At 42.4% G+C, this 25,583-nt stretch carries 26 protein-coding genes; 10 read left to right on the plus strand and 16 right to left on the minus strand.

Annotated elements, in window-relative coordinates; translation table 11 throughout:
• Positions 1 to 311 precede the first annotated feature (311 nt).
• The 6 genes from cytR (at position 312) to rraA (ending at position 5,930) form a co-directional block, all read left to right on the plus strand.
• Positions 312 to 1,322, plus strand: coding sequence for a DNA-binding transcriptional regulator CytR (gene cytR, locus HC723_RS04610; RefSeq protein WP_190338357.1), 1,011 nt, complete (start codon positions 312 to 314; stop codon positions 1,320 to 1,322).
• Between the two features lie 162 nt (positions 1,323 to 1,484).
• Positions 1,485 to 2,051, plus strand: coding sequence for an SPOR domain-containing protein (locus HC723_RS04615; RefSeq protein WP_153445833.1), 567 nt, complete (start codon positions 1,485 to 1,487; stop codon positions 2,049 to 2,051).
• Between the two features lie 204 nt (positions 2,052 to 2,255).
• A complete protein-coding gene (gene hslV, locus HC723_RS04620) occupies positions 2,256 to 2,774 on the plus strand; it encodes an ATP-dependent protease subunit HslV (RefSeq protein WP_153445832.1) in 519 nt (172 codons plus the stop codon).
• Positions 2,775 to 2,839: 65 nt separating this feature from the next.
• On the plus strand, positions 2,840 to 4,177 hold the full coding sequence (gene hslU, locus HC723_RS04625) for an HslU--HslV peptidase ATPase subunit (RefSeq protein WP_153445830.1): 1,338 nt from the start codon (positions 2,840 to 2,842) through the stop codon (positions 4,175 to 4,177).
• Between the two features lie 129 nt (positions 4,178 to 4,306).
• A complete protein-coding gene (locus tag HC723_RS04630; RefSeq protein WP_190338358.1) occupies positions 4,307 to 5,215 on the plus strand; it encodes a 1,4-dihydroxy-2-naphthoate polyprenyltransferase in 909 nt (302 codons plus the stop codon).
• Positions 5,216 to 5,408: 193 nt separating this feature from the next.
• Positions 5,409 to 5,930 (plus strand): ribonuclease E activity regulator RraA, encoded by a 522-nt coding sequence (rraA, locus tag HC723_RS04635; RefSeq protein WP_153445826.1) that lies wholly within the window; start codon positions 5,409 to 5,411, stop codon positions 5,928 to 5,930.
• A 116-nt stretch (positions 5,931 to 6,046) separates the two neighbouring features.
• On the opposite strand, the gene zapB is transcribed toward rraA, so the two are convergent.
• Complete coding sequence (gene zapB / locus HC723_RS04640; RefSeq protein WP_153445825.1) at positions 6,047 to 6,289, minus strand: cell division protein ZapB; 243 nt, start codon at positions 6,287 to 6,289, stop codon at positions 6,047 to 6,049.
• A 339-nt stretch (positions 6,290 to 6,628) separates the two neighbouring features.
• On the opposite strand from zapB, the gene glpX reads away from it, so the two are divergent.
• The gene (glpX, locus tag HC723_RS04645) at positions 6,629 to 7,636 is read left to right on the plus strand and encodes a class II fructose-bisphosphatase (RefSeq protein ID WP_153445823.1); all 1,008 of its coding nucleotides are present in this window, start codon (positions 6,629 to 6,631) and stop codon (positions 7,634 to 7,636) included.
• 141 nt (positions 7,637 to 7,777) lie between these two features.
• On the opposite strand, the gene HC723_RS04650 is transcribed toward glpX, so the two are convergent.
• The gene (locus HC723_RS04650; RefSeq protein WP_153445821.1) at positions 7,778 to 8,221 is read right to left on the minus strand and encodes a DUF805 domain-containing protein; all 444 of its coding nucleotides are present in this window, start codon (positions 8,219 to 8,221) and stop codon (positions 7,778 to 7,780) included.
• Positions 8,222 to 8,243: 22 nt separating this feature from the next.
• On the minus strand, positions 8,244 to 8,594 hold the full coding sequence (locus tag HC723_RS04655; RefSeq protein WP_153445819.1) for a 5-carboxymethyl-2-hydroxymuconate Delta-isomerase: 351 nt from the start codon (positions 8,592 to 8,594) through the stop codon (positions 8,244 to 8,246).
• Positions 8,595 to 8,851: 257 nt separating this feature from the next.
• Here HC723_RS04655 and tpiA point away from each other — a divergent pair, with 257 nt between their 5' ends.
• On the plus strand, positions 8,852 to 9,625 hold the full coding sequence (tpiA, locus tag HC723_RS04660) for a triose-phosphate isomerase (RefSeq protein WP_153445817.1): 774 nt from the start codon (positions 8,852 to 8,854) through the stop codon (positions 9,623 to 9,625).
• A 142-nt stretch (positions 9,626 to 9,767) separates the two neighbouring features.
• Here the strand turns inward: tpiA and HC723_RS04665 are convergent, their stop codons facing one another.
• From HC723_RS04665 to HC723_RS04700, 8 genes are all read right to left on the minus strand, one after another.
• A complete protein-coding gene (locus HC723_RS04665; protein WP_190338359.1) occupies positions 9,768 to 10,388 on the minus strand; it encodes a histidine phosphatase family protein in 621 nt (206 codons plus the stop codon).
• 61 nt (positions 10,389 to 10,449) lie between these two features.
• Positions 10,450 to 11,613 (minus strand): N-acetylglucosamine-6-phosphate deacetylase, encoded by a 1,164-nt coding sequence (gene nagA, locus HC723_RS04670; protein WP_190338360.1) that lies wholly within the window; start codon positions 11,611 to 11,613, stop codon positions 10,450 to 10,452.
• A gap of 2 nt (positions 11,614 to 11,615) precedes the next feature.
• Positions 11,616 to 12,056: a PTS galactosamine/N-acetylgalactosamine transporter subunit IIA gene (agaF, locus tag HC723_RS04675; RefSeq protein WP_190338361.1), complete on the minus strand. Its 441-nt coding sequence runs from the start codon at positions 12,054 to 12,056 to the stop codon at positions 11,616 to 11,618.
• A 64-nt stretch (positions 12,057 to 12,120) separates the two neighbouring features.
• Complete coding sequence (gene agaE / locus HC723_RS04680; RefSeq protein ID WP_190338362.1) at positions 12,121 to 12,975, minus strand: PTS N-acetylgalactosamine transporter subunit IID; 855 nt, start codon at positions 12,973 to 12,975, stop codon at positions 12,121 to 12,123.
• Positions 12,965 to 13,741, minus strand: coding sequence for a PTS N-acetylgalactosamine transporter subunit IIC (gene agaW, locus HC723_RS04685; RefSeq protein WP_190338363.1), 777 nt, complete (start codon positions 13,739 to 13,741; stop codon positions 12,965 to 12,967). The genes agaE and agaW overlap by 11 nt, the downstream gene beginning before the upstream one ends.
• 11 nt (positions 13,742 to 13,752) lie before the next feature.
• Positions 13,753 to 14,229, minus strand: a complete 477-nt coding sequence (agaV, locus tag HC723_RS04690; protein WP_190338364.1) for a PTS N-acetylgalactosamine transporter subunit IIB — start codon at positions 14,227 to 14,229, stop codon at positions 13,753 to 13,755.
• A gap of 29 nt (positions 14,230 to 14,258) precedes the next feature.
• A complete protein-coding gene (locus HC723_RS04695) occupies positions 14,259 to 15,416 on the minus strand; it encodes an SIS domain-containing protein (RefSeq protein ID WP_190338365.1) in 1,158 nt (385 codons plus the stop codon).
• 14 nt (positions 15,417 to 15,430) lie between these two features.
• Positions 15,431 to 16,714, minus strand: a complete 1,284-nt coding sequence (locus tag HC723_RS04700) for a D-tagatose-bisphosphate aldolase, class II, non-catalytic subunit (RefSeq protein WP_190338366.1) — start codon at positions 16,712 to 16,714, stop codon at positions 15,431 to 15,433.
• A 324-nt stretch (positions 16,715 to 17,038) separates the two neighbouring features.
• On the opposite strand from HC723_RS04700, the gene agaR reads away from it, so the two are divergent.
• Positions 17,039 to 17,803 carry a transcriptional repressor AgaR gene (agaR, locus tag HC723_RS04705; protein WP_190338367.1) on the plus strand — a complete coding sequence of 255 codons (765 nt, stop codon included), beginning with the start codon at positions 17,039 to 17,041 and terminating at the stop codon, positions 17,801 to 17,803.
• A gap of 92 nt (positions 17,804 to 17,895) precedes the next feature.
• On the opposite strand, the gene pfkA is transcribed toward agaR, so the two are convergent.
• The 3 genes from pfkA to uvrD all read right to left on the minus strand — a co-directional run bounded on the left by pfkA (position 17,896) and on the right by uvrD (position 22,379).
• Complete coding sequence (gene pfkA, locus HC723_RS04710) at positions 17,896 to 18,858, minus strand: 6-phosphofructokinase (protein WP_190338368.1); 963 nt, start codon at positions 18,856 to 18,858, stop codon at positions 17,896 to 17,898.
• Between the two features lie 335 nt (positions 18,859 to 19,193).
• Complete coding sequence (fieF, locus tag HC723_RS04715) at positions 19,194 to 20,093, minus strand: CDF family cation-efflux transporter FieF (protein WP_190338369.1); 900 nt, start codon at positions 20,091 to 20,093, stop codon at positions 19,194 to 19,196.
• A 111-nt stretch (positions 20,094 to 20,204) separates the two neighbouring features.
• On the minus strand, positions 20,205 to 22,379 hold the full coding sequence (gene uvrD / locus HC723_RS04720) for a DNA helicase II (RefSeq protein WP_190338370.1): 2,175 nt from the start codon (positions 22,377 to 22,379) through the stop codon (positions 20,205 to 20,207).
• A gap of 221 nt (positions 22,380 to 22,600) precedes the next feature.
• On the opposite strand from uvrD, the gene HC723_RS04725 reads away from it, so the two are divergent.
• Complete coding sequence (locus HC723_RS04725) at positions 22,601 to 23,065, plus strand: YHS domain-containing (seleno)protein (protein WP_190338415.1); 465 nt, start codon at positions 22,601 to 22,603, stop codon at positions 23,063 to 23,065.
• Positions 23,066 to 23,323: 258 nt separating this feature from the next.
• On the opposite strand, the gene HC723_RS04730 is transcribed toward HC723_RS04725, so the two are convergent.
• Both HC723_RS04730 and HC723_RS04735 read right to left on the minus strand, forming a co-directional pair.
• Positions 23,324 to 24,010 (minus strand): N-acetylmannosamine-6-phosphate 2-epimerase, encoded by a 687-nt coding sequence (locus tag HC723_RS04730; RefSeq protein ID WP_190338371.1) that lies wholly within the window; start codon positions 24,008 to 24,010, stop codon positions 23,324 to 23,326.
• Positions 24,007 to 25,548 (minus strand): PTS transporter subunit EIIC, encoded by a 1,542-nt coding sequence (locus HC723_RS04735; RefSeq protein ID WP_190338372.1) that lies wholly within the window; start codon positions 25,546 to 25,548, stop codon positions 24,007 to 24,009. Before HC723_RS04735 ends, HC723_RS04730 begins: the two co-directional genes overlap by 4 nt.
• Positions 25,549 to 25,583 lie beyond the last annotated feature (35 nt).

The raw sequence follows: 25,583 nt of genomic DNA on the forward strand, positions 1-25,583 counted from the left end.
GTTATAAATAGGGCTGCAAAATAATTCAATGCGAGCGATATCACTTTTTTTATGTAATTATTGCAGCCTAATTAATGTTAACCACTTAATTTTAAGCATAAAATGAGAATATTCGTAATGCTAATGCCTCCTTGCCGGATTAACGTTTTATTTTAATCATAAGCAGGGTAACCAGCGCGAATGCTCACCACCCATTTTTATAACATTAAGACGTCGTTATCCGGTGGGATGAAACCATTATTTTGCCTATATCAGCGCATTTTTTAAGATATAGGTTATACCCATTTGGGTTTTTAGAGAGAGGAAAATTTATGGCGACAATGAAGGAGGTTGCCCGACTTGCAGGCGTATCCACTGCCACCGTTTCAAGAGCATTAATGAGCCCAGAAAAAGTATCTAACTCAACTCGAAGACGAGTAGAAGATGCGGTGATGTCATCGGGATATTCGCCTAACTCATTGGTAAGAAACTTACGACGCAACGAATCGAAAACCATTATCGTTATCGTGCCGGATCTCTGTGATCCTTATTTCTCAGAAATCATTCGAGGGATTGAAGATACCGCCGCTGAACATGATTATTTAATTTTACTGGGTGATAGCAGTCAGCAACTTAACCGTGAAACCACGTTTATGAATTTGGTGTTTACCAAACAAGCTGATGGCATGGTATTACTCGGTAGTGACACCCCTTTTGATGTCAGCAAGCCGGAACAAAAAAATCTTCCACCTTTGGTAATGGTTTGTGAATACGCGCCAGAGCTAGAATTACCAACCGTGCATATTGATAATTTGACCGCCGCGTTTGATATCGTGAATTATCTGACTCAAATGGGACATAAACGCGTGGCCGAAATGTCAGGTCCAGAGAGTGCAGCTTTATGTCAGTTCCGCCACCAAGGCTATCAACAAGCTCTGCGCCGAGCTGGGTTAGAAATGAACCCTAGTCATAGAGTCTACGGTGATTTCAGTTTTGAATCCGGTGCTTTAGCGGTTAAGAGATTATTAACTCAGCCTGAACCTCCAACCGCTATCTTTTGTCATAATGATGCAATGGCGATTGGCGCAATGCAGCAAGCGAAGAAAATGGGCTATCGGATACCACAAGATCTTTCGGTAGTCGGTTTTGATGATATTCAATTTTCACAATACTGCGAACCGCCATTAACCACTATTGCTCAGCCTCGTTATGAGATTGGCAAACAATCAATGTTGATGTTATTAGAAACACTAAAAGGCAATGAAGTTCGAGCCGGTTCGCGCTTACTCGAAGCCAACTTAGTCATCCGCAACAGCGCTGGGCCACCAAAAATTAAATATTAAAATCCAAATAATAGATTCAGCCAACTTAAGCCTTATATACTTTTAATTAGAGAGAGGCGATGGGTTGGCTTTTTTATGCCACTTTATAAATCGTAGATATTTGAGCCAATTGGTATTAATATGTGGCTCCTTTTTTAAACAATACAAAATTATAGAGCGCCCGTGGCTAATAGAGATTACGTAAGAAAAAGTCCTGCACCCAAAAAGAAGAACACTCGCAAGTCTGCACCGAAGAAGAAAGCATCCCAACGTGCGATCCCTTGGAAGGCGGCTATTATTGCGATCATTCTCGCTGGCGGATTAATCTCTTTGATCTCAATGCTTAATAATGATCCAGAACCGGCAACCCCAAGCGCTACGATTATTCCTGTCGCGCCAAAAGCCAAGCCTAAAAAAGCGCTACCTCCACCGCCGAAAGAACAGTGGGATTACATGCAAAGTTTGCCGCAACGCGAAATTGAAGTAAAAGCCAAAGAACAAGTCGTACCAAAGATCCCTTACATCATGCAATGTGGCGCATATAAAGTGGAGTCTCAGGCAGAACAGCGCAAAGCGAACATCGCCTTCCAAGGTTTGAAAAGTAAGGTATTGAAGCTAGAAGGCAGTAGTTGGTATCGCATCATCTTGGGCCCTTATACTTACAAACGCTTAGCGGTAAAAGATCAGCACGTATTGCAGCGCGCTAAGATCGAGCCATGTATCATCATGAAAGACACGCTGGGGAAATAAAAATCATCCTCTCCCTTTCTTAACTATAGTCTAAAAATGCTCGTCACCTCGGAAGCGAGGGACGAGCTATCCATGAGCTCGCTTTGCTCTTTTTATATTCACCAAACTGCCCGTTCGATCCTGTGCCATTTTCCTTTCTTCCCTTGAATTCCACCCTCTTCAGCCGCATATAAATTAAAACAGCAGAATAAGAAGAGGTTCCTTGTGACTACGATAGTATCTGTACGCCGTAATAATAAAGTTGTCATCGCCGGTGATGGCCAAGTCTCTCTAGGCAACACCGTAATGAAAGGCAATGCAAAAAAAGTGCGTCGTCTTTATAACGGACAAGTATTAGCCGGTTTTGCTGGCGGTACAGCCGATGCTTTTACTCTATTTGAGCGTTTTGAGCGTAAACTTGAAATGCACCAAGGCCACTTAACCAAAGCGGCGGTGGAACTTGCCAAAGATTGGCGCAGCGATCGCGCGTTACGCAAACTTGAAGCAATCCTTGCCGTGGCCGATGAAACCGCTTCTCTTATTATCACTGGTAATGGTGACGTGGTTCAGCCTGAAAACGATTTAATCGCAATTGGTTCTGGTGGTAATTTTGCTCAATCTGCCGCGATTGCGTTATTAGAGAACACCGATTTAGAAGCGCGTGAAATTGCTGAAAAAGCCTTAAATATCGCCGGTGATATCTGTGTGTTCACCAATCACCACCATACTATTGAAGAATTATAAACCGCAGACTCAACACGGTTGCTAATTTATATGAAGCTTATCTCTTCTTAAAGAAGGAAAAATTTATGTCTGAAATGACACCTCGTGAAATTGTTCATGAACTCAATCAACACATTATCGGCCAAAGTAAAGCCAAACGTGCGGTGGCGATTGCACTGCGTAATCGCTGGCGTCGTATGCAATTATCAGAAGACTTTCGCGCCGAAGTAACGCCAAAGAATATTTTGATGATCGGCCCAACTGGTGTGGGTAAAACAGAAATAGCACGCCGTTTAGCCAAGCTAGCCAATGCTCCTTTCATTAAAGTTGAAGCCACTAAATTTACCGAAGTCGGCTATGTGGGCAAAGAAGTCGAAAGCATTATTCGTGACTTGATGGACGTGTCGATTAAATTGACCCAAAAACAAGAAATGGACAAAGTGAAATTCCGCGCCGAAGAACAAGCGGAAGAGCGCGTTCTTGATGCGCTATTGCCACCTCCTCGCGAAGGTTGGGGCCAAGACGATAAAGCCAAAGACACCGCATCCAATACTCGCCAAATCTTCCGTAAGAAATTACGCGAAGGTCAGCTCGACGATAAAGAAATAGAAATCGATGTGGCTGCGCCGCAAATGGGGGTCGAAATTATGGCGCCTCCTGGCATGGAAGAGATGACCAATCAGCTGCAAGGCATGTTCCAAAACCTAGCGGGCGATACTAAGAAAAGTCGCAAACTAAGAATTAAAGATGCCCTTAAAGCCTTAGTGGAAGAAGAAGCCGCTAAGTTGGTCAATCAAGAGGACTTAAAAGAACAAGCGATTTTCAATGCCGAAAACAACGGGATTGTGTTCATTGATGAAATCGACAAAATCTGTAAACGCGCCGATCAAACCGGTGGCGGTGATGTGTCTCGTGAAGGGGTACAACGCGATCTTCTTCCTTTAGTCGAAGGCAGCACAGTCTCAACTAAACACGGTATGGTTCGCACTGATCACATCTTATTTGTCGCATCTGGCGCATTCCAAACCGCTAAACCGTCAGATTTAATCCCAGAACTGCAAGGTCGCTTGCCAATTAGAGTTGAATTAGAAGCACTCAGCAGTGATGATTTTAAACGTATCTTAACTGAACCTCATGCATCTCTCACAGAGCAATACACCGCATTAATGGGCACGGAAAAAGTGGATGTCGTGTTTACCGAAGATGGTATTGCTCAAATTGCCGATGCAGCATGGCAAGTGAACGAAAGCACCGAGAACATTGGCGCACGTCGTTTGCATACCGTGATGGAACGCTTAATGGATGAGATTTCATTTGATGCTACCGACAATCCTGGCAGTAAAGTTGAAATTAATGCCGACTACGTGAACCAACGTTTAGGTGAATTAGTTGCAGATGAAGATCTTAGCCGATTTATCTTGTAAGATAGTCGCGCTACTCCAGTAAACTAAAAGCTCGCATAACGCGGGCTTTTTAGTGGTTGGGGCTTCTTGTCGTTTACGTATATAATTTAACGACTACTCTTAAATAACCGTCTCTAAATATAAGCACTTATGAAATCAACATTGTCTATTTGGTTGGATGCCGCGCGTCCTAAAACTTTACCCCTTGCGATAGCCTCTATTGCGATTGGTAGCAGCTTGGCTTATGCCGACGGTCACTTCTCTTTTCCGATTACATTTTTAGCTTTGTTGACCGCAACTTTATTACAGATTTTATCTAACCTTGCCAATGATTACGGCGACACAGTACAAGGCACCGATAACGATAACCGCATTGGGCCTATTCGAGGCCTTCAACAAGGCGTGATCACTCAAGCCGGCATGAAAAAAGCGATTATGGTCAATATTGGTCTGATCATCATTAGTGGCTTAGCCTTGGTCTTTTATGCTCTGCAAAGCCCAACCAGTATTCTGTCTTTTATCGGCTTAGGCTTATTATCGATTTTAAGTTCAATTGCTTACACTATGGGCAGTAAACCTTATGGTTATGTGGGCTTAGGCGATATTTCAGTCTTTACCTTCTTCGGTTTACTTGGGGTGTTAGGCACTTACTTTTTGCATACCGGTACTATGAGTCCAACCTTGTTATTACCCGCTATCGGCTGTGGCTTTTTTGCCGTGGGTGTACTCAATATCAATAATATGCGTGATATTGAAAATGACACGGTAAGCAATAAGCGCACCATGGTGGTTCGCATTGGTACTGAACGCGCCAAATGCTATCACTTAATGCTGATCACAGCTGGCTGGGTGATGCTAACACTTTATTTGAGTTTGCACGTTTCAACCCCGCTACTCGCATTAACGATGTTGTTGCCTTTAGTACTGGTCTTCAAACACGGCAAAACCATTTGGAATATTGAGCATCCTCGTGAGTTTATTCCTATGATGCCCGATATGGTGAAATGCGCGATTGTGTCGAACCTGATTTTCGCCGTGACGTTAGTTATTGGTAATTAACCGCGCTGGATGAAGCTCCCGAAGGGCAAGTTAAAACAAGCCTTATGCTGCTTTAACTTCAATAAAGATAGAATAACTATGATTGTATTGAATTTGCCTTGCCTAACGCTTGTTTTATTCTTGCTGAGACTCGCATCTTGAGGTTACTTGGGTATATACTCGATAATCATCCCCCGCAAAGAGAAAGGCCACTATGGAATATAATACCTCTGCACTGTGTGACATTTACCTCGACCAAGTAGACGTGGTTGAACCTATGTTCAGCAATTTTGGTGGTTTAACCTCATTTGCAGGGCAAGTGACCACAGTAAAATGCTTTGAAGACAACGGCATTATCCGTTCGATTCTGCAACAAGATGGCACTGGGCGTATTTTATTAATTGATGGTGGTGGCTCATTACGCCGCGCTTTGATTGATGCTGAAATTGCCGCTATAGCAGAAGAAAATTCTTGGGAAGGCATTGTGGTTTACGGCAGTGTGCGTGAAATCGACGAACTGGAAGAGTTGCAAGTTGGCATTCAAGCATTGGCTGCCATTCCGGTCGGCGCCACTCAAACCAACGTTGGTGAGATTGATGTTCCGGTGAATTTCGGAGGGGTTACCTTCTTACCTGAAGATTTCCTTTATGCCGACAATACCGGTGTGATTTTATCGCAAGAGCCGCTTGATGTTAAGCTCGATCTTGATGACGATGATGCAGAGTTGGTCGATTAATCCGATATAAATCCGCTTAGCTTATTGCGCATAAATACCCATATAAAAAAACAGAGCCTAATAAGTGCTCTGTTTTTTTATGTCGTTTTTTACTGGTAAAGCTCGGTGAGAATGGATTACTCCACTTCGTCCATTTTACCAAGTAAACTGCGAATGCGTTCTTGCCAAGCTTGTTGCTCTTGACGCAATGTCTGCGTTTGTTGCTCTAACTCAACGCGACCTTCTTTTAGTTCCGTTGATTCTGAAGTCAATTGCTCATTTTTTTCTTTAAGCTCTTCAACTTCCATTTGCAATAAAGAAATAGTATCGACTGCTGTTTGAATTTTTGCTTCTAGTTGTTCTAAAACTTCGAAAGACATGTTGACTACCTGTTTAATGATCCATGATGAGTGATAGCTCCAGCTACCACTAGCGTTACCTTCATTCTACTCAGCTTCGTTTTATTCGCCATACTCTTATTGCAATATTTTTACCTGTTTGCACAAAAAAACATCAATTATCACTTAAATATGACATTCCGTCGTTATTAGTTTCAACAATGTTAAACAAATTTTCACTACTTAGCCCGAGGCATTGACACTTTTCCCTTATCACTTCGCTACATTTTTATTCAAACTCGAAAAAAGCAAACGTTACCCTTTGGGCTGTGATAAAATCTGCCACGAATTTTCCTTCCCTGTATTTGTATTGGAGTCCCTATGAAACGCGATTTAGCATTAGCATTTTCACGAGTTACAGAAGGTGCTGCGCTTGCCGGTTATAAGTGGTTAGGTCGAGGCGATAAAAACGCTGCCGATGGCGCCGCAGTTGAAGTCATGCGTAGCCTATTAAACCAAACTGAAATCAGCGGTGAAATTGTTATCGGTGAAGGTGAGATCGATGAAGCGCCGATGCTGTACATTGGTGAGCAAGTTGGCGTGGGTGGTGATGCGGTTGATATCGCAGTTGATCCTATCGAAGGCACTCGCATGACCGCGATGGGACAATCAAACGCATTGGCTGTATTAGCCGCCGGTGAAAAAGGCAGTTTCTTAAAAGCGCCTGATATGTACATGGAAAAATTAGTGGTTGGCCCTGGAGCTAAAGGTTGTATCGATCTTAACCTATCAATCGAAGACAATATTCGTAATATCGCTAAAGCATTGAATAAAGAATTACATGAGCTGACTGTCACTACGCTGGCGAAACCTCGTCATGATGACATGATCGCATCAATGCAAAAGATGGGAGTGCGCGTTTTTGCCGTACCAGATGGCGATGTTGCTGCTTCTATCTTAACCTGCATGCCAGACAGCGAAGTGGATATGATGTACTGCATCGGTGGCGCGCCAGAAGGTGTGGTATCTGCGGCGGTTATTCGCGCATTAGATGGCGACATGCAAGGGCGCTTATTGGCTCGTCACGACGTGAAAGGTGATACTCCTGAAAACCGCACTCATGGCGAACTAGAGCTACAACGTTGCGCGGAAATGGGCGTACAAGCTAACGTGATCCTAAAGATGGATGATATGGCGCGCAGCGACAATGTAGTATTTGCTGCCACCGGTATTACCAAAGGGGATTTGCTGGAAGGTATTACACGCAAAGGTAACATTGCCACCACTGAGACCTTAGTGATCCGTGGTAAGAGTCGTACCATTCGTCGCATTAAATCCATTCACTATCTAGAACGTAAAGACGATACGATTAAGAAACACATCTTATAATATCGTTACATTGTTAACTCGGTTGTAGATAGCAAAAAGTCGCTGATTAATCTTCTTAATCAGCGACTTTTTTTCTTTTGTATCAAGTCAAAGGGCAACAAATACAGCCGAGTTCGATCAAAGGAGAACGACCTCTGTATTCTATTGCGCTGACTTACCGTAGCTATTTTCGCCGTCGGTGCCCTTCATAAATCCGCACTCCACCAATGTCCACATACCGCAGAATATTGATACTAAAGTGACAATCGCTTGAGCGGCCATCATAGGCGTCATCGAGTCGACCGTCATGGTATCTGCTGCAATATCAGCACCACCTAAACGACCCAAAATGATAGGGACGTACAGTAATAACCACCAATTGGATTTATTTCTATCGTGCCAACGTTTGGCGGTTACCGCTAAGTCGGGGATCAACAAACAAACCACAACAGCCGATAGAATATAGCCGCCCATATTGCCTAAGCCACTTTGGGCAAGAAAAGCGCCCATGCCTAAAATCACAGCGTAATAAAAAATATTCCATATCCAAAAACGCTGTCGACCAATTCTTCCTTGAAAAGAAAATAGCCACTGTTTCCAACTCATCTTGATACCTTAATAAATCCAATTAAAAATTAACGACCTTTTGAAAACACTCTCGATCCATATCTCGAATGTTGACTGTTAAGATCGCCACAAAATCCGCCTTACCACGCAGTGCTGCCATGATGGCTTGCGACAATGCTTGCTTTTGCTCCACAGTTCGACCGCTTAATAACTCCACGGTAACGTGAATAAAATCAACCGTATCGGCTTTATCGCCAATCAACCAATTATGTGGACGTAATGTGCGCGATTTCACATCCATTGCTTGAAATAACCCACTATCAATCGTGGCATGGTGCAAATCTTCTAATAACGCCTGCACATTGACACGTTCTTCAATTGAATCTGAATATTCCATCACTACATTTGGCATTTTCTTTCCTCAATAAATAATCCAACGTTTGCCGCCAATTCCTGTTTGGTTAACATACCGATTTAAGTCAAAATTGCCACTTAACCATCTCGATTTATCTACTATAATCACGCTGAAAATTAATGAAAACTAAACTAACGTTAATCAGGCGATGCTGACATGACTAGAATCATGATCTCATCACATTATTCTGTTATATTCACTGGTAGTACATTTTGGGTTAAAGCCCGCTCATTTATAAAATTGGAGAATATCCTATGCGTCATCCTGTAGTTATGGGTAACTGGAAACTAAACGGTAGCAAAGCAATGGTAACTGAGCTACTAAACGGACTTAACGCTGAACTTGAAGGCGTGACAGGTGTAGACGTTGCAGTAGCGCCACCAGCGTTATTCATCGATCTTGCAGAACGCACTCTTACCGATGCGGGCAGCCAAATCATTCTAGGTGCTCAAAACACTGATCTAAACAACAGCGGTGCTTTCACTGGTGATATGTCTCCAGAAATGTTGAAAGAATTCGGCGCATCTCACATCATCATCGGTCACTCTGAGCGTCGTGAATACCACCACGAATCAGACGAGTTCGTTGCTAAGAAATTCGCATTCCTAAAAGAAAACGGCCTAACGCCAGTTCTTTGCATTGGTGAATCTGAAGCACAAAACGAAGCGGGCGAAACCGTTGCAGTATGTGCACGTCAAATCGACGCAGTGATCAACCTTCTAGGTGTTGACGCTCTTAACGGCGCTATCATTGCTTACGAACCAATCTGGGCAATCGGTACTGGTAAAGCAGCAACAGCTGATGATGCACAACGCACTCACGCGCAAATCCGTGCTCACATCGCAGCGAAATCTGAAGAAGTGGCTAAAAACGTTGTGATCCAATACGGCGGTTCTGTTAAACCTGAAAACGCAGCAGCTTACTTCGCACAACCAGACATCGATGGTGCTCTAGTTGGCGGCGCAGCACTTGACGCGAAAAGCTTTGCCGCTATCGCTAAAGCAGCCGCTGAAGCAAAAAAAGCATAATTAGCTGAATTGAGTTCATCTCTCACATTTGAGAGCTTGCCCTCGAAGCTGATGCATTAAAAAAGGGTTAGTGAGATATTTCTCATTAACCCTTTTTGTTTGATGCGAATAACGCCAATTTATTGGATTCTAACCACACTCATTATTCGTTACTAATCGCGCTCTTACTATCACCATAGAACAGAGAAATCACTTCATGCACACTACCTTGCTTATCTAGCGTCACTTGCCAAATCTCACCATTATGAGCAATCTCTCGTGGGTATTCAGGCAAGATATTGGTCAGGATCGCTTTGATCATTCTCATGGTAACCGCATGGGTGATAATCAACACATTGCCTTGCTCTGTACTAAACATATCATCAAAAAATGGCTGTAATCGAGCGGCAATCATTTCATAAGACTCGCCCCCCCCCTCTGGTACCCATTTCCAACGCAATGCTCGATCATGGCAATAATCTGGCTCATCATCTAAATCGGCATAAGTTTTACCGGCATATTTACCCAGATCTTGCTCGACTAAACGCGCATCGCTCTGCGCCGTTAAGTCAAGCTCACTTTCAAAAGGGTGACCGGTTTGCTGTGCTCTTAATAAAGAAGAGGTAATAACCTTGTCTATTTTATGATCTTGACAAAACTCTTGTGCGATTTGCTTCGCATCGTCCTTTCCGGTTTGGGTTAAAGGGAAATTAATTTGCGAGGCCAGTATATCGGCTAAGTTTGCTTCGCTTTGCGCGTGTCTCATAAAATATAGTGTGGTCATATTGGTCTCTGTTTATTCAAATAAATCGATTATATACCCAAGTAACTTGTTAAATGCAATTTCAGCGAGAATAAACCGACACACCATTCACCCAAGTTTGTTCAACTTGATGATCCGTTATCGACAATGCCACCATCGATGCTTTTTTGCCTACCACTAAAGAGCCTAACTCATGCTCAATACCGAGTGACTTGGCTGGTGTTAATGATGCTCGTAGCCAAGCTTTTTCTAATGGCATATTTAACCAGTTAGACAAATTAAATACCGCATTTTTTAAAATTAAGGTACTGCCCGCCAAACCACCAGCATCAGTACGAACCACGCCTTCAACTACATTGACTTGATATTCGCCAAGTTGATACTGCCCATCCGGCATTCCAGCCGCTTGCATGGCATCGGTGATCAGCGTTAAGCGCTCCCCACAACAACGATACGCAACATCAATGGCCGTAGGGTGAACATGGTGGCCATCGGCGATCATTTCAACATAGCTATTTGGATGACAAAGCCCTGCCCCCACCACGCCTGGATCGCGATGATGCAAGCCTCGCATACCATTATAACAATGCACTATGCCATCCGCTCCCGCGTCTAGTGCGCGATTAACGGTATCGAAATCTGCGTCGGTATGGCCGAGCATCACTTTAATATCACAAGATTTCAGATGCTTAATGATTTCTAATGCGTTGCTTTTCTCTGGTGCCAGCGCAACTTTTCTTAAGGTGTCACCCGCTAGTGCCTGCCAAGATTTCAATTCAGCTACGGTTAAGTCTCTAAACCACTCAGTTGGATGTGCACCACGGTTTTTCTCGGTAAAATATGGCCCCTCAAGGTAGCCACCCAATAACTCAGCGCCAGAAACGCCAGATTGAGTACTTAACCCGATTTGCTTTAGTGCTGCTTCGATTTTAACCGGTGGTGCGGTGACGGTCGTAGCCAGAAAGCCCGTCACACCATTTTGAGCAAAAAATGTCGACATCGAATCTAACGCATGATGAGTGGCATCCATCACATCATGCCCCATCGCGCCGTGCACATGGGAATCTATTAACCCTGGTAGCAGTATTGTCTCACCTAAATCGATAACTTTTTTATCATCATATTTATGTTGCTCGTAACGGTCGATCGCCTCAATATAACCATTTTCATCAACCGTTAAGATCTGCTGATCTCGCCACGATTGATCGACTAATACTCGTTTCGCCAGAAAATACTGCTTATCCATAATTAAATACCGTCGTCTATTTCTTCAACTTTCTTATCTGCCGCTTTCACCATCTCATCAAACAAACTGGTCATGCCACGATGACCACATACTAACGCTTGCTGTCTAAATTCAACCAAATTTAGCTCATCTCTTTCCAATAACATTTCGGCTGCCATTTGCAAATTTGTTCCGGCAATCACTTCTACATCAGTTCTTTCTTGAGCAATAAGTGACGCGACTCTGAAAGGAGAACCACCAAGTAAATCGGTTAAGAATACGATACCGTCATTGCTATCAATGTCAGCCATATCATCACGAATCTGTGCTTCTAGTTGCTCTGTCGTCATGCCTTCTTTGAAATCAACAAAGCGAAATTGCTCTTGCTCGCCAACAATCAAACGAATGGCTTCCGCCACCCCACTGGCAAAGGCACCATGGCCTGATAAAATAACTGCGATCATAATTTTCTCTTTTTATTAAATAAGGCCAGAATATCTCTGGCCTTAGTTCTAGGGGGAATTGAATTTATAGTACGCCTGCAAATCGACCGGCAACACCCACTACAGCGGTGATACAGATTAATTTAAGTGGGCTCCAACCTCTTTTCACTAATGCAAACATCGTTAATGTATAAACAAGCGGTAAGAAAGCTGGCATCAGTTTATCTATTACATCGGCTTGCAGTTTAACCACCGCGTGGCCAGCTGTAATTTCCGCTGTAGTCGCAAATTTCACATAAGTTGCGACCAATGCGCCGATAACCGTCATACCAACCATGGAGGCCGCGTGGCCAACCTTCTTGGTATTCGACTTAATCAATGGGATGGCAGAAACCCCCATACGATAAGCATAGTGCGCTAAGCCAAAACGTAAACCAAAGTGGACGGTATTGAACATGAGTAAAAATACAACCGCACCTAAAATAGAGCCTTGCAGCGCTAAGTCAGCACCAATACCACTACAAATAGGTAATAATGTTAACCAGAACATCGCATCACCGATACCACCCATTGGTGCACCTACGGCAATCTTAGTACTTTGAATACTGTTTACATTCTGCTTTGAACGCTCCATCGCCAACACGATACCCATTACAAATGTCACCAAGAACGGGTGAGTATTGAAAAAGCCTAGATGCCCTTTCATTGCTTTGGATAAATCTTCATCGTTAGTATGGATTTTTTTCAGCGCTGGCAGCAAACCAAATAACCAGCCTGAAGCTTGCATACGTTCATAGTTAAACGATGCTTGCAAAAACATTGAACGAAACGCCATTTTATTAATATCGGAGCGAGTAAGATCGGCCCCCATACTTTGATCTTGATATTCATCAGCCGCGACTTCTGTTGAAGCTGATTTTTGGTTGTTATTAGATTCCATCTTCAAATTCCTCAACAGTATTGATGCTAGTAGCTGGAGCAGGTTTACGCATAAAGTCGATGACAGCCATTGCGGTTGCACCCAGTGCTATCGCTAAAATTGGCAGTTCCAACCAAGCCGCTGCAACAAATCCTAAAATGAAATATGGAATGTAGACATTTTTCATCATAATTTTCATTAATACCGCAAAACCAATCGCAGGCATCATACCGCCGGCAACCCCTAAGCCATCAACCAACTCTTTTGGCAAGCTGTTGACCATAGCGCCAGCATGTTCCGCACCAATATAAATCGGTAAGAATGCGCATAAGAAATAGAACACACCCAACACCAGCATTGCAAAGTAGTTCACCTTTTCAATGCCGCGAGTGTCAGCGTTATCCGCCATTTTGTCACATTTCGCCATAACCGCAGACATCGCAGAGAATAGAAAAGTGATCCCCATTTGTACCGCAACTGCAAAAGGTACAGCCACGCCAACCGCAACATCAGGCTTTACATGAGTAGTAATCGCAAAGGTAGTACCAACAATAGTACCGATGATCACATTTGGTGGCTGAGCGCCTGCTAGTGGCGCGAGTCCCATCCAGATAAGCTCTAAAGTACCACCGACAATAATACCGGTATGTAGATCACCCAGAATAAAGCCTACAATCGGCCCTAAAACTACTGGACGGTGGAAGTGAGTCAAACCGTTAAATAAATCGAGCCCTGCAAAGAATGCTAATACACCTAGCATCAGGGCCTGCATTAATCCTATTTCCATTACGCTAATCCTTATTTGATTAAGCTAAAGATGTCGGTTGCGCTTTCAGTTGGCACGCCTTGAATAGAGCATGCTACGCCGTGCGCTTTCAGTGCTTTGAAAGAAGCGATATCACTCTCATCCACTGACACTGTTTTATGAATTTGAGTCTTCGACTCGATGTAATGCATGTTACCAACATTAATATTGTCAATCGCAACACCACCTTCCACTAACTTTTGGAAGTCTTGCGGAGTCTTGCAAACCAATAGGATTTTCTGACGGTCATTGGCTTTATGAATATTGTCGATGGTTTTTTGAATCGACCAGAAGCGAATCGCAATACCATCGGCAATCACCATTTCCATCAAGTTCTGCTGGATTTGGTCTTCAGCGACGGCATCATTAGCAACAACAATAATGTTAGCGCCGGCAAAGCCAACCCATTGAACACCCACTTGACCATGAACTAAGCGTTCATCAATTCGGCTTAATACGATATTTGGCATAGTCTTTTCCTTATTAAGAATTCAATTAATTATTTGTTGTAGCTATAAATTGTCACGCCTTGCACTACTCGGTTTACTTCACCAGAAGGGCAAGGATTATCCGGGCCAAAACCTAACGCTAACGATTTTTCAAACGACAGCATTTGGGCAAATAATATATAAGGGAAGCTCAACCAGATTTCATCACCGGTTACTTCGCCAACTTCAAGTAAGCTTAGGTTTTCTTCAGGTGTTTCACTTAAACCAATGACTTTAGCGGCTAAACCATCACGATTTAATTCATTAAAGAGGTCTAAATCATATTGACGGGTATAAGCCTTTGATGAAATGAACTGAATAACCAATGCTTTATCATTAATAGTAAATTTAGGTCCATGACGGAAACCTAGTGATGAGTCAAAAGCGGTCATTACTTTACCAGCACTAAGCTCTAATGACTTTAATGACGCTTCTTTGGCTAAACCGGCAAAACCACCACTGCCTAATACGATTAAGCGTTCATAATCCATCGCGGCCAATTGCTTAATAAGCGGTTGCCATTGTTCCAATTTCGCTGTGCACAAGGTTGCAATTTCTTGACTCGTCGCAACCAATTCATCAGAGGCAACTTGACCAATCAGCGCCAATGCCGATAGCGTCATGCAACTAAAGCTTGATGTCATGGCAAAGCTTTTATCATTCGAGCCTTCAGGCATTAACAAGCTGTAAGCATTAGAAACGGTGTTGGCATATTGAGCTAATTCACCTTCAGGGTTACAAGTTAGAATAAGGTGGTAACACTCTTCCACCACTTGGTTGGCAATCGCGACTGCGGCGGTGCTTTCTGGGCTATTACCTGAGCGAGCAAATGACACAACTAAAGTCGGTTGTTTCGCATTTAATGTCTTCTCTGGATTCGCTACAATCTCAGTGGTGGCAATAGCTTCTACTGAGAAGTTCGCTTTTTCATTCAAATATGGAGCAACCGCATCCCCCGCAAAAGCAGACGTTCCCGCACCAGTTAAAATTACGCGCAGATCTTGCTTAGCAAAAATAGGAGCTAAAAAAGCATCAATTTCATTATTTTTACTGCTAATAGTTTGGGCAATCTCTTGCCATAAACGTGGTTGATGAGCAATTTCATTCGCCGTATGGAAACCATTACGTTCCACTAACCATTCGCTTGAATAACCTAAAATTTGTGTCATTTTTGATTTCCTACTTAAACTGTTGGGCGACAAGCTTGTGCGTACATGCTGGTCACTTCCATAATTTTATGAATAACAATCGCTTGTGGTGTGTTCTCGATTTCGCCACAGGCAATCGCCTTCATTTGCTCTGGTAAATACTGACTTAAAATAGTCATCGGAGCTGGGGTTGCAGTGAGATTGGCAAACAATTGCTCGGTGGCCGTTTGAATTGCCACCTCTGGCCAGTAATAACGAATGCGATCACTTAGGCTATAAATGCAATCAAGTTTGAGTTGATGGCCAGCTTCTTGATAATAAGGCTGCCAATACTTAGGATTTTTATCCATTACCGCTTCAACCACAGCGCGTAAGTTGCTCGCTTTTGAGTCACCTAGCCATTCTTTTTCAACGCAATCTAAAGCAAATAGTGCCTCTCTTAATGCGAAGGTTAATGCTGGTCCCACTTTTAAAATGGCAAAATGATCATTCACTAAGGCTTGGTAAGCGCTAGGAATTTGGTAGTCGGTTGAATGTGCTTCAAATACCATTTGAGGGTATTGATCGACCACTTTAGATAATGATTGTGCTTTGTCGCTGTTGTAGATGATCACTTTATGGTGATCGAATTCCACACCAGGTTGTACAACTAAGCCAACCACTCGTGGCCAAGCGTCTGATACGCCAGCGCTTTCAAAAGCATCTCGATGAGCATCGATTGTTGTTACCGCATCTTGTGGAGTCGTTAATTCTAATTCATTTTCTAGACTTTCTTGCGCGCCTCCAGGGACTGGCACTTCAGTTCCAACGATATAAGTTGGTTTTTCACCGCCCACTTTCTGCCAAGTCGTTTCCGCAACTTTACATAAACGTGCAGCCCTTTGTGCCACAATCGCATCAGTCAATGGTACTGGGTCGCCTTTGCATGACATAGAACAATCAAGGTGAATTTTTCTAAAGCCAGCCGCAACATAAGACTCGATCAATACTTCTGATTTTTCCATTGCATCATCAGCATCTAAAGACTGCCAACAGTTAGGCCCTAAGTGGTCGCCACCGAGTAATACGCGCTCTTTTGGTAGCCCTACTTTATTCGCCAGCTCAAATACCATTGCAGCAAAATCAGTTGCTTGCATTCCAGTGTAACCACCAAATTGATTGACTTGATTGGAGGTTGCCTCGACTAAAACATGGCTACCATCTTGTACGCCTTGTAGTAATGCAGCCTCTAAGACTAACGGGTGAGCAGAACACACCGAATAAATACCAACCGCTTGGCCTTGTTTATGTTGTTCAATTAATTTTACTAAGCAGTCCATTCGTTTCCCCTGATTCATCTTATTAAGTTGCAGTCACCTTACACCCAAAAGAAAGATATCGAAACCAATAGTGCCTTTCATTTCCTTTCTTTTGTGTGTACGATCACAAAATAAATCACAAAATAAATCACAAAATAGAAAAAGAAAGACAACGAAAGGTGAGGGAATGATGATGCTAAATATTAAAGTGGTAGAATTTAATCACTTTTTTATACAAGATATCAGCAGTGAAGGAACACCATAGATATGACTTTACTTTAAAATCAATAATATAAATTAAAGTGATATATTAAATTAAATTAAATTAATAATTAGAAGCCGCTTATGAAAAATACCAGCCAGAGAAGAGAAGACATTCTTACCAAGCTTAAAGATTTAGGAAGTGTCACTGTCGCCAATCTGGCGCAGCAATACTCGGTGAGCTCGGTAACTATCCGTAATGATCTCGCATTTTTAGAACAACAAGGTGCATTAATGCGATCTTATGGTGGGGCAATTAATAAGCAAAATGTGATGGATGAATCTTCAATCGAAGAAAAAAGCGCATTAAATTCATCTCAGAAATGCAATATCGCCCAGATGGCGGCCTCACTAATCCAAGATGGCGATAGTGTGATCTTTGATTCCGGAACCACCACTGAAAAAATCACTGAATATTTGAATCCAAATCAAGATGTTATCGTCATGACCAATGGGCTCAATGTGGCACAAAAATTATTGCAACATGATAACGTCGAATTAATGATGACCGGTGGCAGTCTGCGTAAAAAGAGCCTCTCATTCTACGGGGTACAAGCGGAGGAAAACCTAAAAGCTTATCATTTTGATAAACTCTTTTTGGGGGTGGATGGTTTTCATTTAGAAAGAGGGATAACCACCCACAATGAACATGAAGCGCGCTTAAACCGCACTATGGCAAGTATTGCTAATGAAGTTATTGTGGTGACCGATTCGAGTAAATTTGGCAAAATCAGCCTGCATAAGATCTTAGCCCCGCAAAATATCACCATGCTGATAACCGACTCAAATATTCCAGATGATTATATGGCAGGTTTAGAGAAGCAAGGAATCAAAGTGATTATTGTTTAAATAAAAAAAACCTTGCCCGCAATATGAGTAACTCACTATTGTGGACAAGGTTTCAATGTTAGTCGTGAACTAAATGTCTTGTGATATGAAGCTTAAAACAACTGTTCCGCGACTTTGTAGAGATCAGTCTTTACCGGACGACGCATATTTTCAATTGCATCGATAATATCGTGGTGTACTAATTCTTCTTTTTGAATGCCAACACAACGGCCACCATGACCTTCAAGCAGAAGGTGAACCGAGTAGTTACCCATACGAGATGCCAAGATTCGATCAAATGCAGTTGGAGTACCACCACGCTGTAAATGCCCAAGGATCGTTGCACGGGTTTCACGGCCCGTTATCGCTTCAATTTCTTTCGCTAATGCATCAACATCGGTTAAATGCTCAGTCATCGCAATAATGGCGTGCTTTTTACCTTTAGCAATACCATCTAAAATATTCTGTACCAATGCTTCTTTATCAAAGCCCGTATCCGGTGTTACCACATACTCACAACCACCCGCAATACCGGCCATCAAGGTTAAATCACCACAGTAGCGACCCATGATCTCGACAATTGAAATACGCTGGTGAGAGGTTGATGTATCACGCAGACGATCAATCGCATCAATAACCGTATTTAAAGCGGTCATGTAGCCAATGGTGTAATCGGTACCGGCGATATCGTTATCGATAGTGCCTGGTAGACCGATACATGGGAAACCCATTTCAGTGATTTTCTTTGCGCCCATGTAAGAGCCGTCACCACCGATAACCACTAACGCGTCGATACCGTGTTTTTTCAGGTTGGCGATGCCTTTTTCACGCACGGCTACGTCTTTAAATTCAGGGAAACGCGCTGAACCTAAGAAAGTACCACCACGGTTGATCACATCTGATACGCTAGAGCGATCTAACTTCTCAATGCGGTCTTCAACTAAACCAAGGTAGCCATCGTAGATACCAAACACTTCTAGCCCTTCGCCTAGTGCGGTACGGACTACACCACGAATTGCTGCGTTCATGCCTGGTGCATCACCACCACTTGTTAAAACACCGATCTTCTTAACCATGTTTTTCACCCTTAAAATATCAAAATATAAAATTGGTTTACTTGGATCTTCTACTGCATTTTTGGCTAATCTTTGCCAATTTAATCTGAGATCCAATGTCTTTACTTACCGTTACTTGACCGTAAGTTTATGTTGTTTTATCTGCCAGTATAGGCATTTTTATAACGTTATAAGCAATATACAAGCTTGTTATGACAGCATGTTGATTCACATCACTTTCACGCAAGTTTTTTCATATGTGAACAAGATAGTCAATTGTGAGTAATTTGTCTCTAATTGAATGATCTTTGTCACACTTTTTATCCGATTATTTTATGCAATTTTTTCTCAACTGGCTAATTTAACGGTCGATACTTTGCTGCAGGTACGACGGATATCGGATCTTGGTGAATGATGACATCGGAGTGAGGGAATAATCTATCGAGTTTTTCTTCCACTACATCGGAAATGCGATGCGCTTCTATTAATGGCAAATCATCATCCAGTTCGATATGTATTTGAATAAAGCGCATTGGCCCCGACATCCGAGTGCGTAAGTCATGTGCGCCTAATACCCCTTCAATCGACACGCAAGCAGAGTGGATCGCTTCCACTTCTTCTTCGGGTAGTTGACGGTCGAGTAACGATTGCACCGCTTCTTGCGCCATTTGGTAAGCACTGTAAATAATATAGAGACCAATCCCAACCGCAAATACTGCATCCGCTTGTTTGTAGCCATACCAACTTAGAACTAAGGCAATCATAATGGCAATGTTCATGTATAAATCGGTTTGATAATGCAGCGAATCGGCGGCGATCGCTTGGCTACCGGTTTTACGCACCACATGCTTTTGGAATATCACTAACCCTGAAGTTAAGACAATAGCAAAGGCGCTGACCCATACCCCAATCTCGGGAGACACTAACGCTTGTGGGCGAAAGAAACGTTCAACCCCGTTTAGCAATAAGAAACAAGCCGAACCTGAAATAAACATTGCTTGCGCCAACGCGGCTAACGATTCTGCTTTACCATGCCCAAACTGATGCTCATCATCCGCCGGTTGCAATGCGTAACGCACCACTAATAAATTAGTTACTGAGGCGGCTAAATCCAATAAAGAATCAACTAAAGAAGCCAATAAGCTGACCGAGTTGGTTTGCCACCACGCCACGACTTTGACCAATAACAAGATAGAGGCAATGACCATGGCAGCCCATGCCGCTGAGTTCACCAGTTTTGCGTAGTTTTTTTCCATTACTTATTCTTTACCTATTTCTCAAATATATTACTTTAAAACGTATGACTATTTACTGCGATCCCGTGAATAATGAAGGCGCATAACAACAGCACTTTAATCACCAAGAGGTTATAATTTTTCAAGTTTCGCGTAAGCGGTCACTAACCATTTTATTCCTTCGCCATTAAACGCCACTTGCACTCGGCTTTGCTGACCACTGCCCTCAAAATTAATGATAGTCCCTTCACCAAATTTAGGGTGACTGACTCTTTGGCCTAACCCATAACCAGTGCTGTTGAAGGTTTCCTTAACCGCACTTGAGCCAAAACGACCAGACGTTGCTGGGCGGCTAACTTGCGCTTTCATCCGCACTTCTTCAACACAGCTTTCTGGGATCTCGCGAATAAAACGTGACGGTTTATGGTATTTCTCTTGCCCATACACTCGGCGCATTTCTGCATAGATAATGTAGAGCTTTTGCATCGCTCGGGTCATACCAACATAACAAAGTCGACGCTCTTCTTCTAAACGCGCCGCATCTTCTGCCGACATTTGATTAGGGAACATCCCCTCTTCCACCCCAACCATAAACACTAACGGGAACTCCAAACCTTTAGCACTGTGCAGCGTCATAAGTTGCACCGCATCGGTAAACTCATCCGCTTGCCCTTCGCCGGCTTCAAGTGCTGCATGCGATAAAAATGCCGACAACATACTCATGTCATCCGCTTCTTCTGGCTTTTCAAATTGACGCGCAGCGGTGACTAATTCTTCCAAGTTCTCGATACGAGCTTGCGATTTTTCGCCCTTCTCGGTTTCATACATGGTGAACAAGCCCGACGATTTAATCGCATGATCAAATTGCTCATGTAAGGCGAGATCGTAAGTATCATCTTCCAGCGCCACAATTAATTCGACAAAACGACCAAATGCCATTGCGGCGCGGTTAGGCAGCACCTTTTCTTCAATTAATTGTATCCCCGCTTGCCACAAAGTAATGCCACGATCGCGCGCGGTCATACGGATGGTTTCAAGGGTTTTATCCCCTAAACCGCGCGTGGGGGTATTCACAATTCGCTCAAAAGCCACATCATCATTGCGATTATTCATTAGACGCAAATAACCTAATGCATCTTTAATTTCTTGGCGCTCGAAGAAACGTTGACCGCCATAAATACGATACGGCAAACGAGCTTGAATTAATGCCTCTTCCAAGACTCGCGATTGCGCATTGTTACGATACAACATCGCGCAACTGGTGAGCGGGGTGCCTTTTTCATGCCATTCTTTTATTTTACTGACCGCAAAGCGTGCTTCATCGAGATCGTTATAAGCAGAATAAAGCGAGATCGGCTCACCTTCATCGCCATCGGTCCATAAATCCTTGCCCATGCGCTCGGTGTTATTACTGATCAGCTCATTGGCAGCATTCAAAATATTTTTGGTTGAGCGATAATTTTGCTCTAAGCGAATGGTGCGTGCGGCGGTAAATTCACGCAGGAACTTTTGAATGTTTTCAATTTGTGCACCACGCCAACCATAGATAGATTGATCATCATCGCCCACGATCATCACATGGGCATCACGCCCTGCCATCATGCGTAGCCAAGCGTATTGAATGTTGTTGGTATCTTGGAATTCGTCCACCAAAATGTGCTTAAAGCGCGCTTGGTAATGCTCACGAATATGCACTTTATCGCGCAGTAATTCATGGCAACGTAATAAGATTTCAGCAAAGTCGATAAGACCCGCGCGATCACACGCTTCTTGATAGGCTTGATAAATTTGCAGATAGGTTTTAGCAACCGGATCGTGATAGGTATCAATATGACTTGGGCGCAGACCTTCATCTTTTTTACCATTGATCCACCAGCATGCTTGTTTGGCCGGCCATTGTTTTTCATCTAAGTTTTGCGCTTTAATCAAACGGCGCAATAAACGCAGCTGATCTTCAGAATCTAAGATCTGGAAATCTTCTGGTAGTTTAGCATCCATATAGTGAGCGCGAAGAATACGATGACAAATACCATGGAAAGTCCCGTTCCACATGCCTGATGAAGTGCCCATCATTAACTCTTCAATCCGTCCACGCATTTCGGCCGCGGCTTTATTGGTGAAGGTTACCGACATAATTGAAAACGGCGACGCTTGCTCAACCGATAATAACCAAGCAATACGATGAACCAATACTCGTGTTTTACCACTGCCAGCCCCCGCGAGTACTAACAAGTTCTCAAGCGGCGCAGCTACGGCTTCACGTTGTCGGTCGTTGAGACCATCGAGTAATAAAGAAGGATCCATCATGATTCCACTGGTTATTTATACATTACTACCAGTATACATGAAGCATGGTTTAACCATAAGACCCTCGGGCATGAAAGATAAAAATTAAGAACCACACTCATAAAGTAAAAGTAATGAAATTTTATCCAGCCTAACTCGTTCTATTTATTCTAATCATTCTAAATACTGATAAAATATATAAAGACACAGTAAAACACATCAAAACTTATGGAGAAGATATGATGAAACGTTACTGGAAGATCCTAATTTTTACCTTACTACTGAGTACTCAAGCCTTGTTTGGCACTCAGGTGATGGCTGCCAGCGATGCTATTTACACCACGCATTTTAGTGATAAAGCCCTAAAAGGTTATGACACAGTGGCCTACTTTACCCAAGGGAAAGCGGTGCAAGGCAGTAAACAATTCAAAACGACTTATCAAGGCGCGGTATGGTGGTTTTCAAGCAAAAAAAACTTAACCGCATTCAAAACACAGCCTGAAAAGTACGCGCCTCAATATGGCGGCTATTGTGCTTGGGCGCTAGGTGCAGACAACTCACTCGCACCGGGTTCGCCTCTACAATGGACTATTTACAACAAGAAACTGTATATCAATTACGATAAAAATATTCAGGATAAATTTCTCGTCAATATGGAAGATTTGATTGAAAGCGCCGATCAACGTTGGCCAAAGATCTTAGAGTGAAAATAAACTATTTTACGGAGGTAAGTGTACAATATTTTTCTTATGATTAGACAACTCAACGTCAGTTGCACCTAAAAGAATACTGATTACAAAATTTCGGTCAAAGTGTTTAGATTTGCAAGTCTACACTCAATATTTAATCATCATTGACAAATGATTTAAGTTACCTAATCACCGTCATCGTCTTATGATAAAGCTCAATACAGAAAAATACCCAGTTAAATGCAGTGATCCCATAAAAATTTAACTGGGTTTTTTCTATTTTATCGCAGATATAAATTTTTCTGTAATCTGTTTCGGTCTAGTTATCGCGCCACCAACAACAACAGAGTGGCAACCAAGTTCTAAGCACCGCTTTGCCATTTCAGGCGTCTCAACATTTCCCTCTGCTATAACTGGGATATTGACGGAGTTAATAACATCTTTGAGGAATTTGAAATCATCAATATATAATTTCATCCCTTTCGTGTCCTTAGTATAGCCATGCAAAGTAGTCGAAACACAATCAAATTTTAACTTATCGGCAAAGATTGCATCCTCTAAGGTAGCAATATCAGCCATCAGCAATAAATTAGGATACTTAGATTTAATTACACTAACAAAACTAGCTAAATTTTCGTTGTATGGTCTTGATCTTGATGTGGCGTCTACAGCTATCATCTCAGGATTAACCGACATCAATTCATCGACTTCATTAATTGTACTCGTAATAAATACATCCGAATCCGAGTAATCCCTTTTTATAATTCCGATGATTGGTAATTTGACTACAGATTTTATTTCTATAATATCAGATACTGTATTTGCTCTCAGCCCATTAGCACCACCTAACTCAGCGGCCAATGCCATTCGACCCATTATAAATGAACTATATAATGGCTCATCCTCCAAAGCTTGGCACGATACAATTAGTCCACCTTTAGTTTTTGCAAAAAAATCACTCATAAGTTTAATAACTCTTCTAATTCATTTCTTATTATGGTCACATGGGGACCATAAATGACTTGTACACCATTACCCTTCATAACAATGGCAACAGCTCCTGTCGCTTTCAAACCAGACTCATCGACCTTTGATGAATCATTTAATGTCATGCGTAATCTTGTCGCACAACAATCAACATCCGCTATATTAGCTGAACCACCTAGATGTTTGACTATCAATATAGCTCTATCAGCCCCTGATACATCAATAACTTTTGACGACTCTTCATCTTCACGGCCTAACGTCTTAAGGTTCAATTTTTTAATTAAAAATGAAAAGGTAAAATAATATAAGAAGAACCAAACAACACCGATAACAGGAACCATCATCCAATTGGTTTTAGACTCCCCTTGTAAAACACCAAATAAAATAAAATCAATGAATCCTCCAGAGAAGGTTTGACCTATTGTTATCTGGAATATATGAGCCAGCATAAAAGCCAAACCATCAAATATCGCATGAATAAAGTACAGTATTGGAGCAACAAACAGGAATGAGAACTCTAACGGCTCTGTTATACCCGTTAAAAAAGATGTTAACGCTGCAGACAACATTAACCCACCAACTCGCGCCTTATGTTCGGGCTTTGCACAACGATATATCGCCAATGCAGCCCCCATCAAACCAAACATCATTGTAATAAATCGACCCGACATAAACCGGGAGGTACCTATATAAAAGTGTTGAACTGATGGGTCAGATAATTGTGCGAAAAATATACGTTGTGTACCTTCAACCATAACGCCATTAACCATTTCTGAGCCACCAAGAGCTGTTGTCCAAAAAGGTAAATAGAATATATGGTGCAACCCAAACAGACCCAACATCCGCAAAATAAATCCGTAAAAGAAGGTTCCGATATATCCAGTAGTTTCAATTAACCCTCCCATGGCAAAAATCACAGACTGAACTTTAGGCCAAATAAGGAACATCAAAGCACCAAGAATAATTGCAGAGAATGCTGAAACTATAGGTATAAAACGTGATCCCCCAAAGAAACCAAGAAATTTAGGAAGCTCTATATTATTAAATTTAGTATGTAAGTAATTAACCATTATACCAACGACGACCCCGCCAAAGACTCCCGTATCAAGTGTTTGGATGCCAAGAATCATGCCTTGTCCAACAGCACCTAAATTGTCTGAGGCTAAAGAATGCTGCAAAACAAGCATTGCATTAATAGTTGAATTCATGACTAAATATGCAAGTAAGGCAGCCAAACCAGCGGTACCTTTATCATTTTTAGCAAGACCAACGGTAACCCCAACCGCGAACAATACAGGTAAGTTAGCAAAAACAATTGAACCTGCGGAGGTCATAATTGTAAATATGGCTTGCAAAAATGGAATATTTAAAAAAGGATAGGCTATTAAGGTATTGGGATTTGATAAAGCCCCACCAATACCAAGCAATAAACCAGCGGCAGGCAACACCGCAATTGGAAGCATGAAGGATTTTCCAAATTTCTGAGCAGATTCGAAGAAAGTAGATTGTACCATTGGACCTTTACTCCAGTCTTTGTTATTTATTGGAG

It is taken from the genome of Vibrio sp. S11_S32 (genome assembly GCF_014694465.1).
Taxonomy (GTDB): Bacteria; Pseudomonadota; Gammaproteobacteria; order Enterobacterales; family Vibrionaceae; genus Vibrio; species Vibrio algicola.

Bases quoted from the DNA above. Each gene is read 5' to 3' on its own strand.
- cytR (WP_190338357.1), top strand. From the start codon at position 312: ATGGCGACAATGAAGGAGGTTGCCCGACTTGCAGGCGTATCCACTGCC.
- hslU (WP_153445830.1), top strand. From the start codon at position 2,840: ATGTCTGAAATGACACCTCGTGAAATTGTTCATGAACTCAATCAACAC.
- HC723_RS04630 (WP_190338358.1), top strand. From the start codon at position 4,307: ATGAAATCAACATTGTCTATTTGGTTGGATGCCGCGCGTCCTAAAACT.
- rraA (WP_153445826.1), top strand. From the start codon at position 5,409: ATGGAATATAATACCTCTGCACTGTGTGACATTTACCTCGACCAAGTA.
- zapB (WP_153445825.1), bottom strand. From the start codon at position 6,289: ATGTCTTTCGAAGTTTTAGAACAACTAGAAGCAAAAATTCAAACAGCA.
- glpX (WP_153445823.1), top strand. From the start codon at position 6,629: ATGAAACGCGATTTAGCATTAGCATTTTCACGAGTTACAGAAGGTGCT.
- HC723_RS04650 (WP_153445821.1), bottom strand. From the start codon at position 8,221: ATGAGTTGGAAACAGTGGCTATTTTCTTTTCAAGGAAGAATTGGTCGA.
- HC723_RS04655 (WP_153445819.1), bottom strand. From the start codon at position 8,594: ATGCCAAATGTAGTGATGGAATATTCAGATTCAATTGAAGAACGTGTC.
- tpiA (WP_153445817.1), top strand. From the start codon at position 8,852: ATGCGTCATCCTGTAGTTATGGGTAACTGGAAACTAAACGGTAGCAAA.
- HC723_RS04665 (WP_190338359.1), bottom strand. From the start codon at position 10,388: ATGACCACACTATATTTTATGAGACACGCGCAAAGCGAAGCAAACTTA.
- nagA (WP_190338360.1), bottom strand. From the start codon at position 11,613: ATGGATAAGCAGTATTTTCTGGCGAAACGAGTATTAGTCGATCAATCG.
- agaF (WP_190338361.1), bottom strand. From the start codon at position 12,056: ATGATCGCAGTTATTTTATCAGGCCATGGTGCCTTTGCCAGTGGGGTG.
- agaE (WP_190338362.1), bottom strand. From the start codon at position 12,975: ATGGAATCTAATAACAACCAAAAATCAGCTTCAACAGAAGTCGCGGCT.
- agaW (WP_190338363.1), bottom strand. From the start codon at position 13,741: ATGGAAATAGGATTAATGCAGGCCCTGATGCTAGGTGTATTAGCATTC.
- agaV (WP_190338364.1), bottom strand. From the start codon at position 14,229: ATGCCAAATATCGTATTAAGCCGAATTGATGAACGCTTAGTTCATGGT.
- HC723_RS04695 (WP_190338365.1), bottom strand. From the start codon at position 15,416: ATGACACAAATTTTAGGTTATTCAAGCGAATGGTTAGTGGAACGTAAT.
- HC723_RS04700 (WP_190338366.1), bottom strand. From the start codon at position 16,714: ATGGACTGCTTAGTAAAATTAATTGAACAACATAAACAAGGCCAAGCG.
- agaR (WP_190338367.1), top strand. From the start codon at position 17,039: ATGAAAAATACCAGCCAGAGAAGAGAAGACATTCTTACCAAGCTTAAA.
- pfkA (WP_190338368.1), bottom strand. From the start codon at position 18,858: ATGGTTAAGAAGATCGGTGTTTTAACAAGTGGTGGTGATGCACCAGGC.
- fieF (WP_190338369.1), bottom strand. From the start codon at position 20,093: ATGGAAAAAAACTACGCAAAACTGGTGAACTCAGCGGCATGGGCTGCC.
- uvrD (WP_190338370.1), bottom strand. From the start codon at position 22,379: ATGATGGATCCTTCTTTATTACTCGATGGTCTCAACGACCGACAACGT.
- HC723_RS04725 (WP_190338415.1), top strand. From the start codon at position 22,601: ATGAAACGTTACTGGAAGATCCTAATTTTTACCTTACTACTGAGTACT.
- HC723_RS04730 (WP_190338371.1), bottom strand. From the start codon at position 24,010: ATGAGTGATTTTTTTGCAAAAACTAAAGGTGGACTAATTGTATCGTGC.
- HC723_RS04735 (WP_190338372.1), bottom strand. From the start codon at position 25,548: ATGGTACAATCTACTTTCTTCGAATCTGCTCAGAAATTTGGAAAATCC.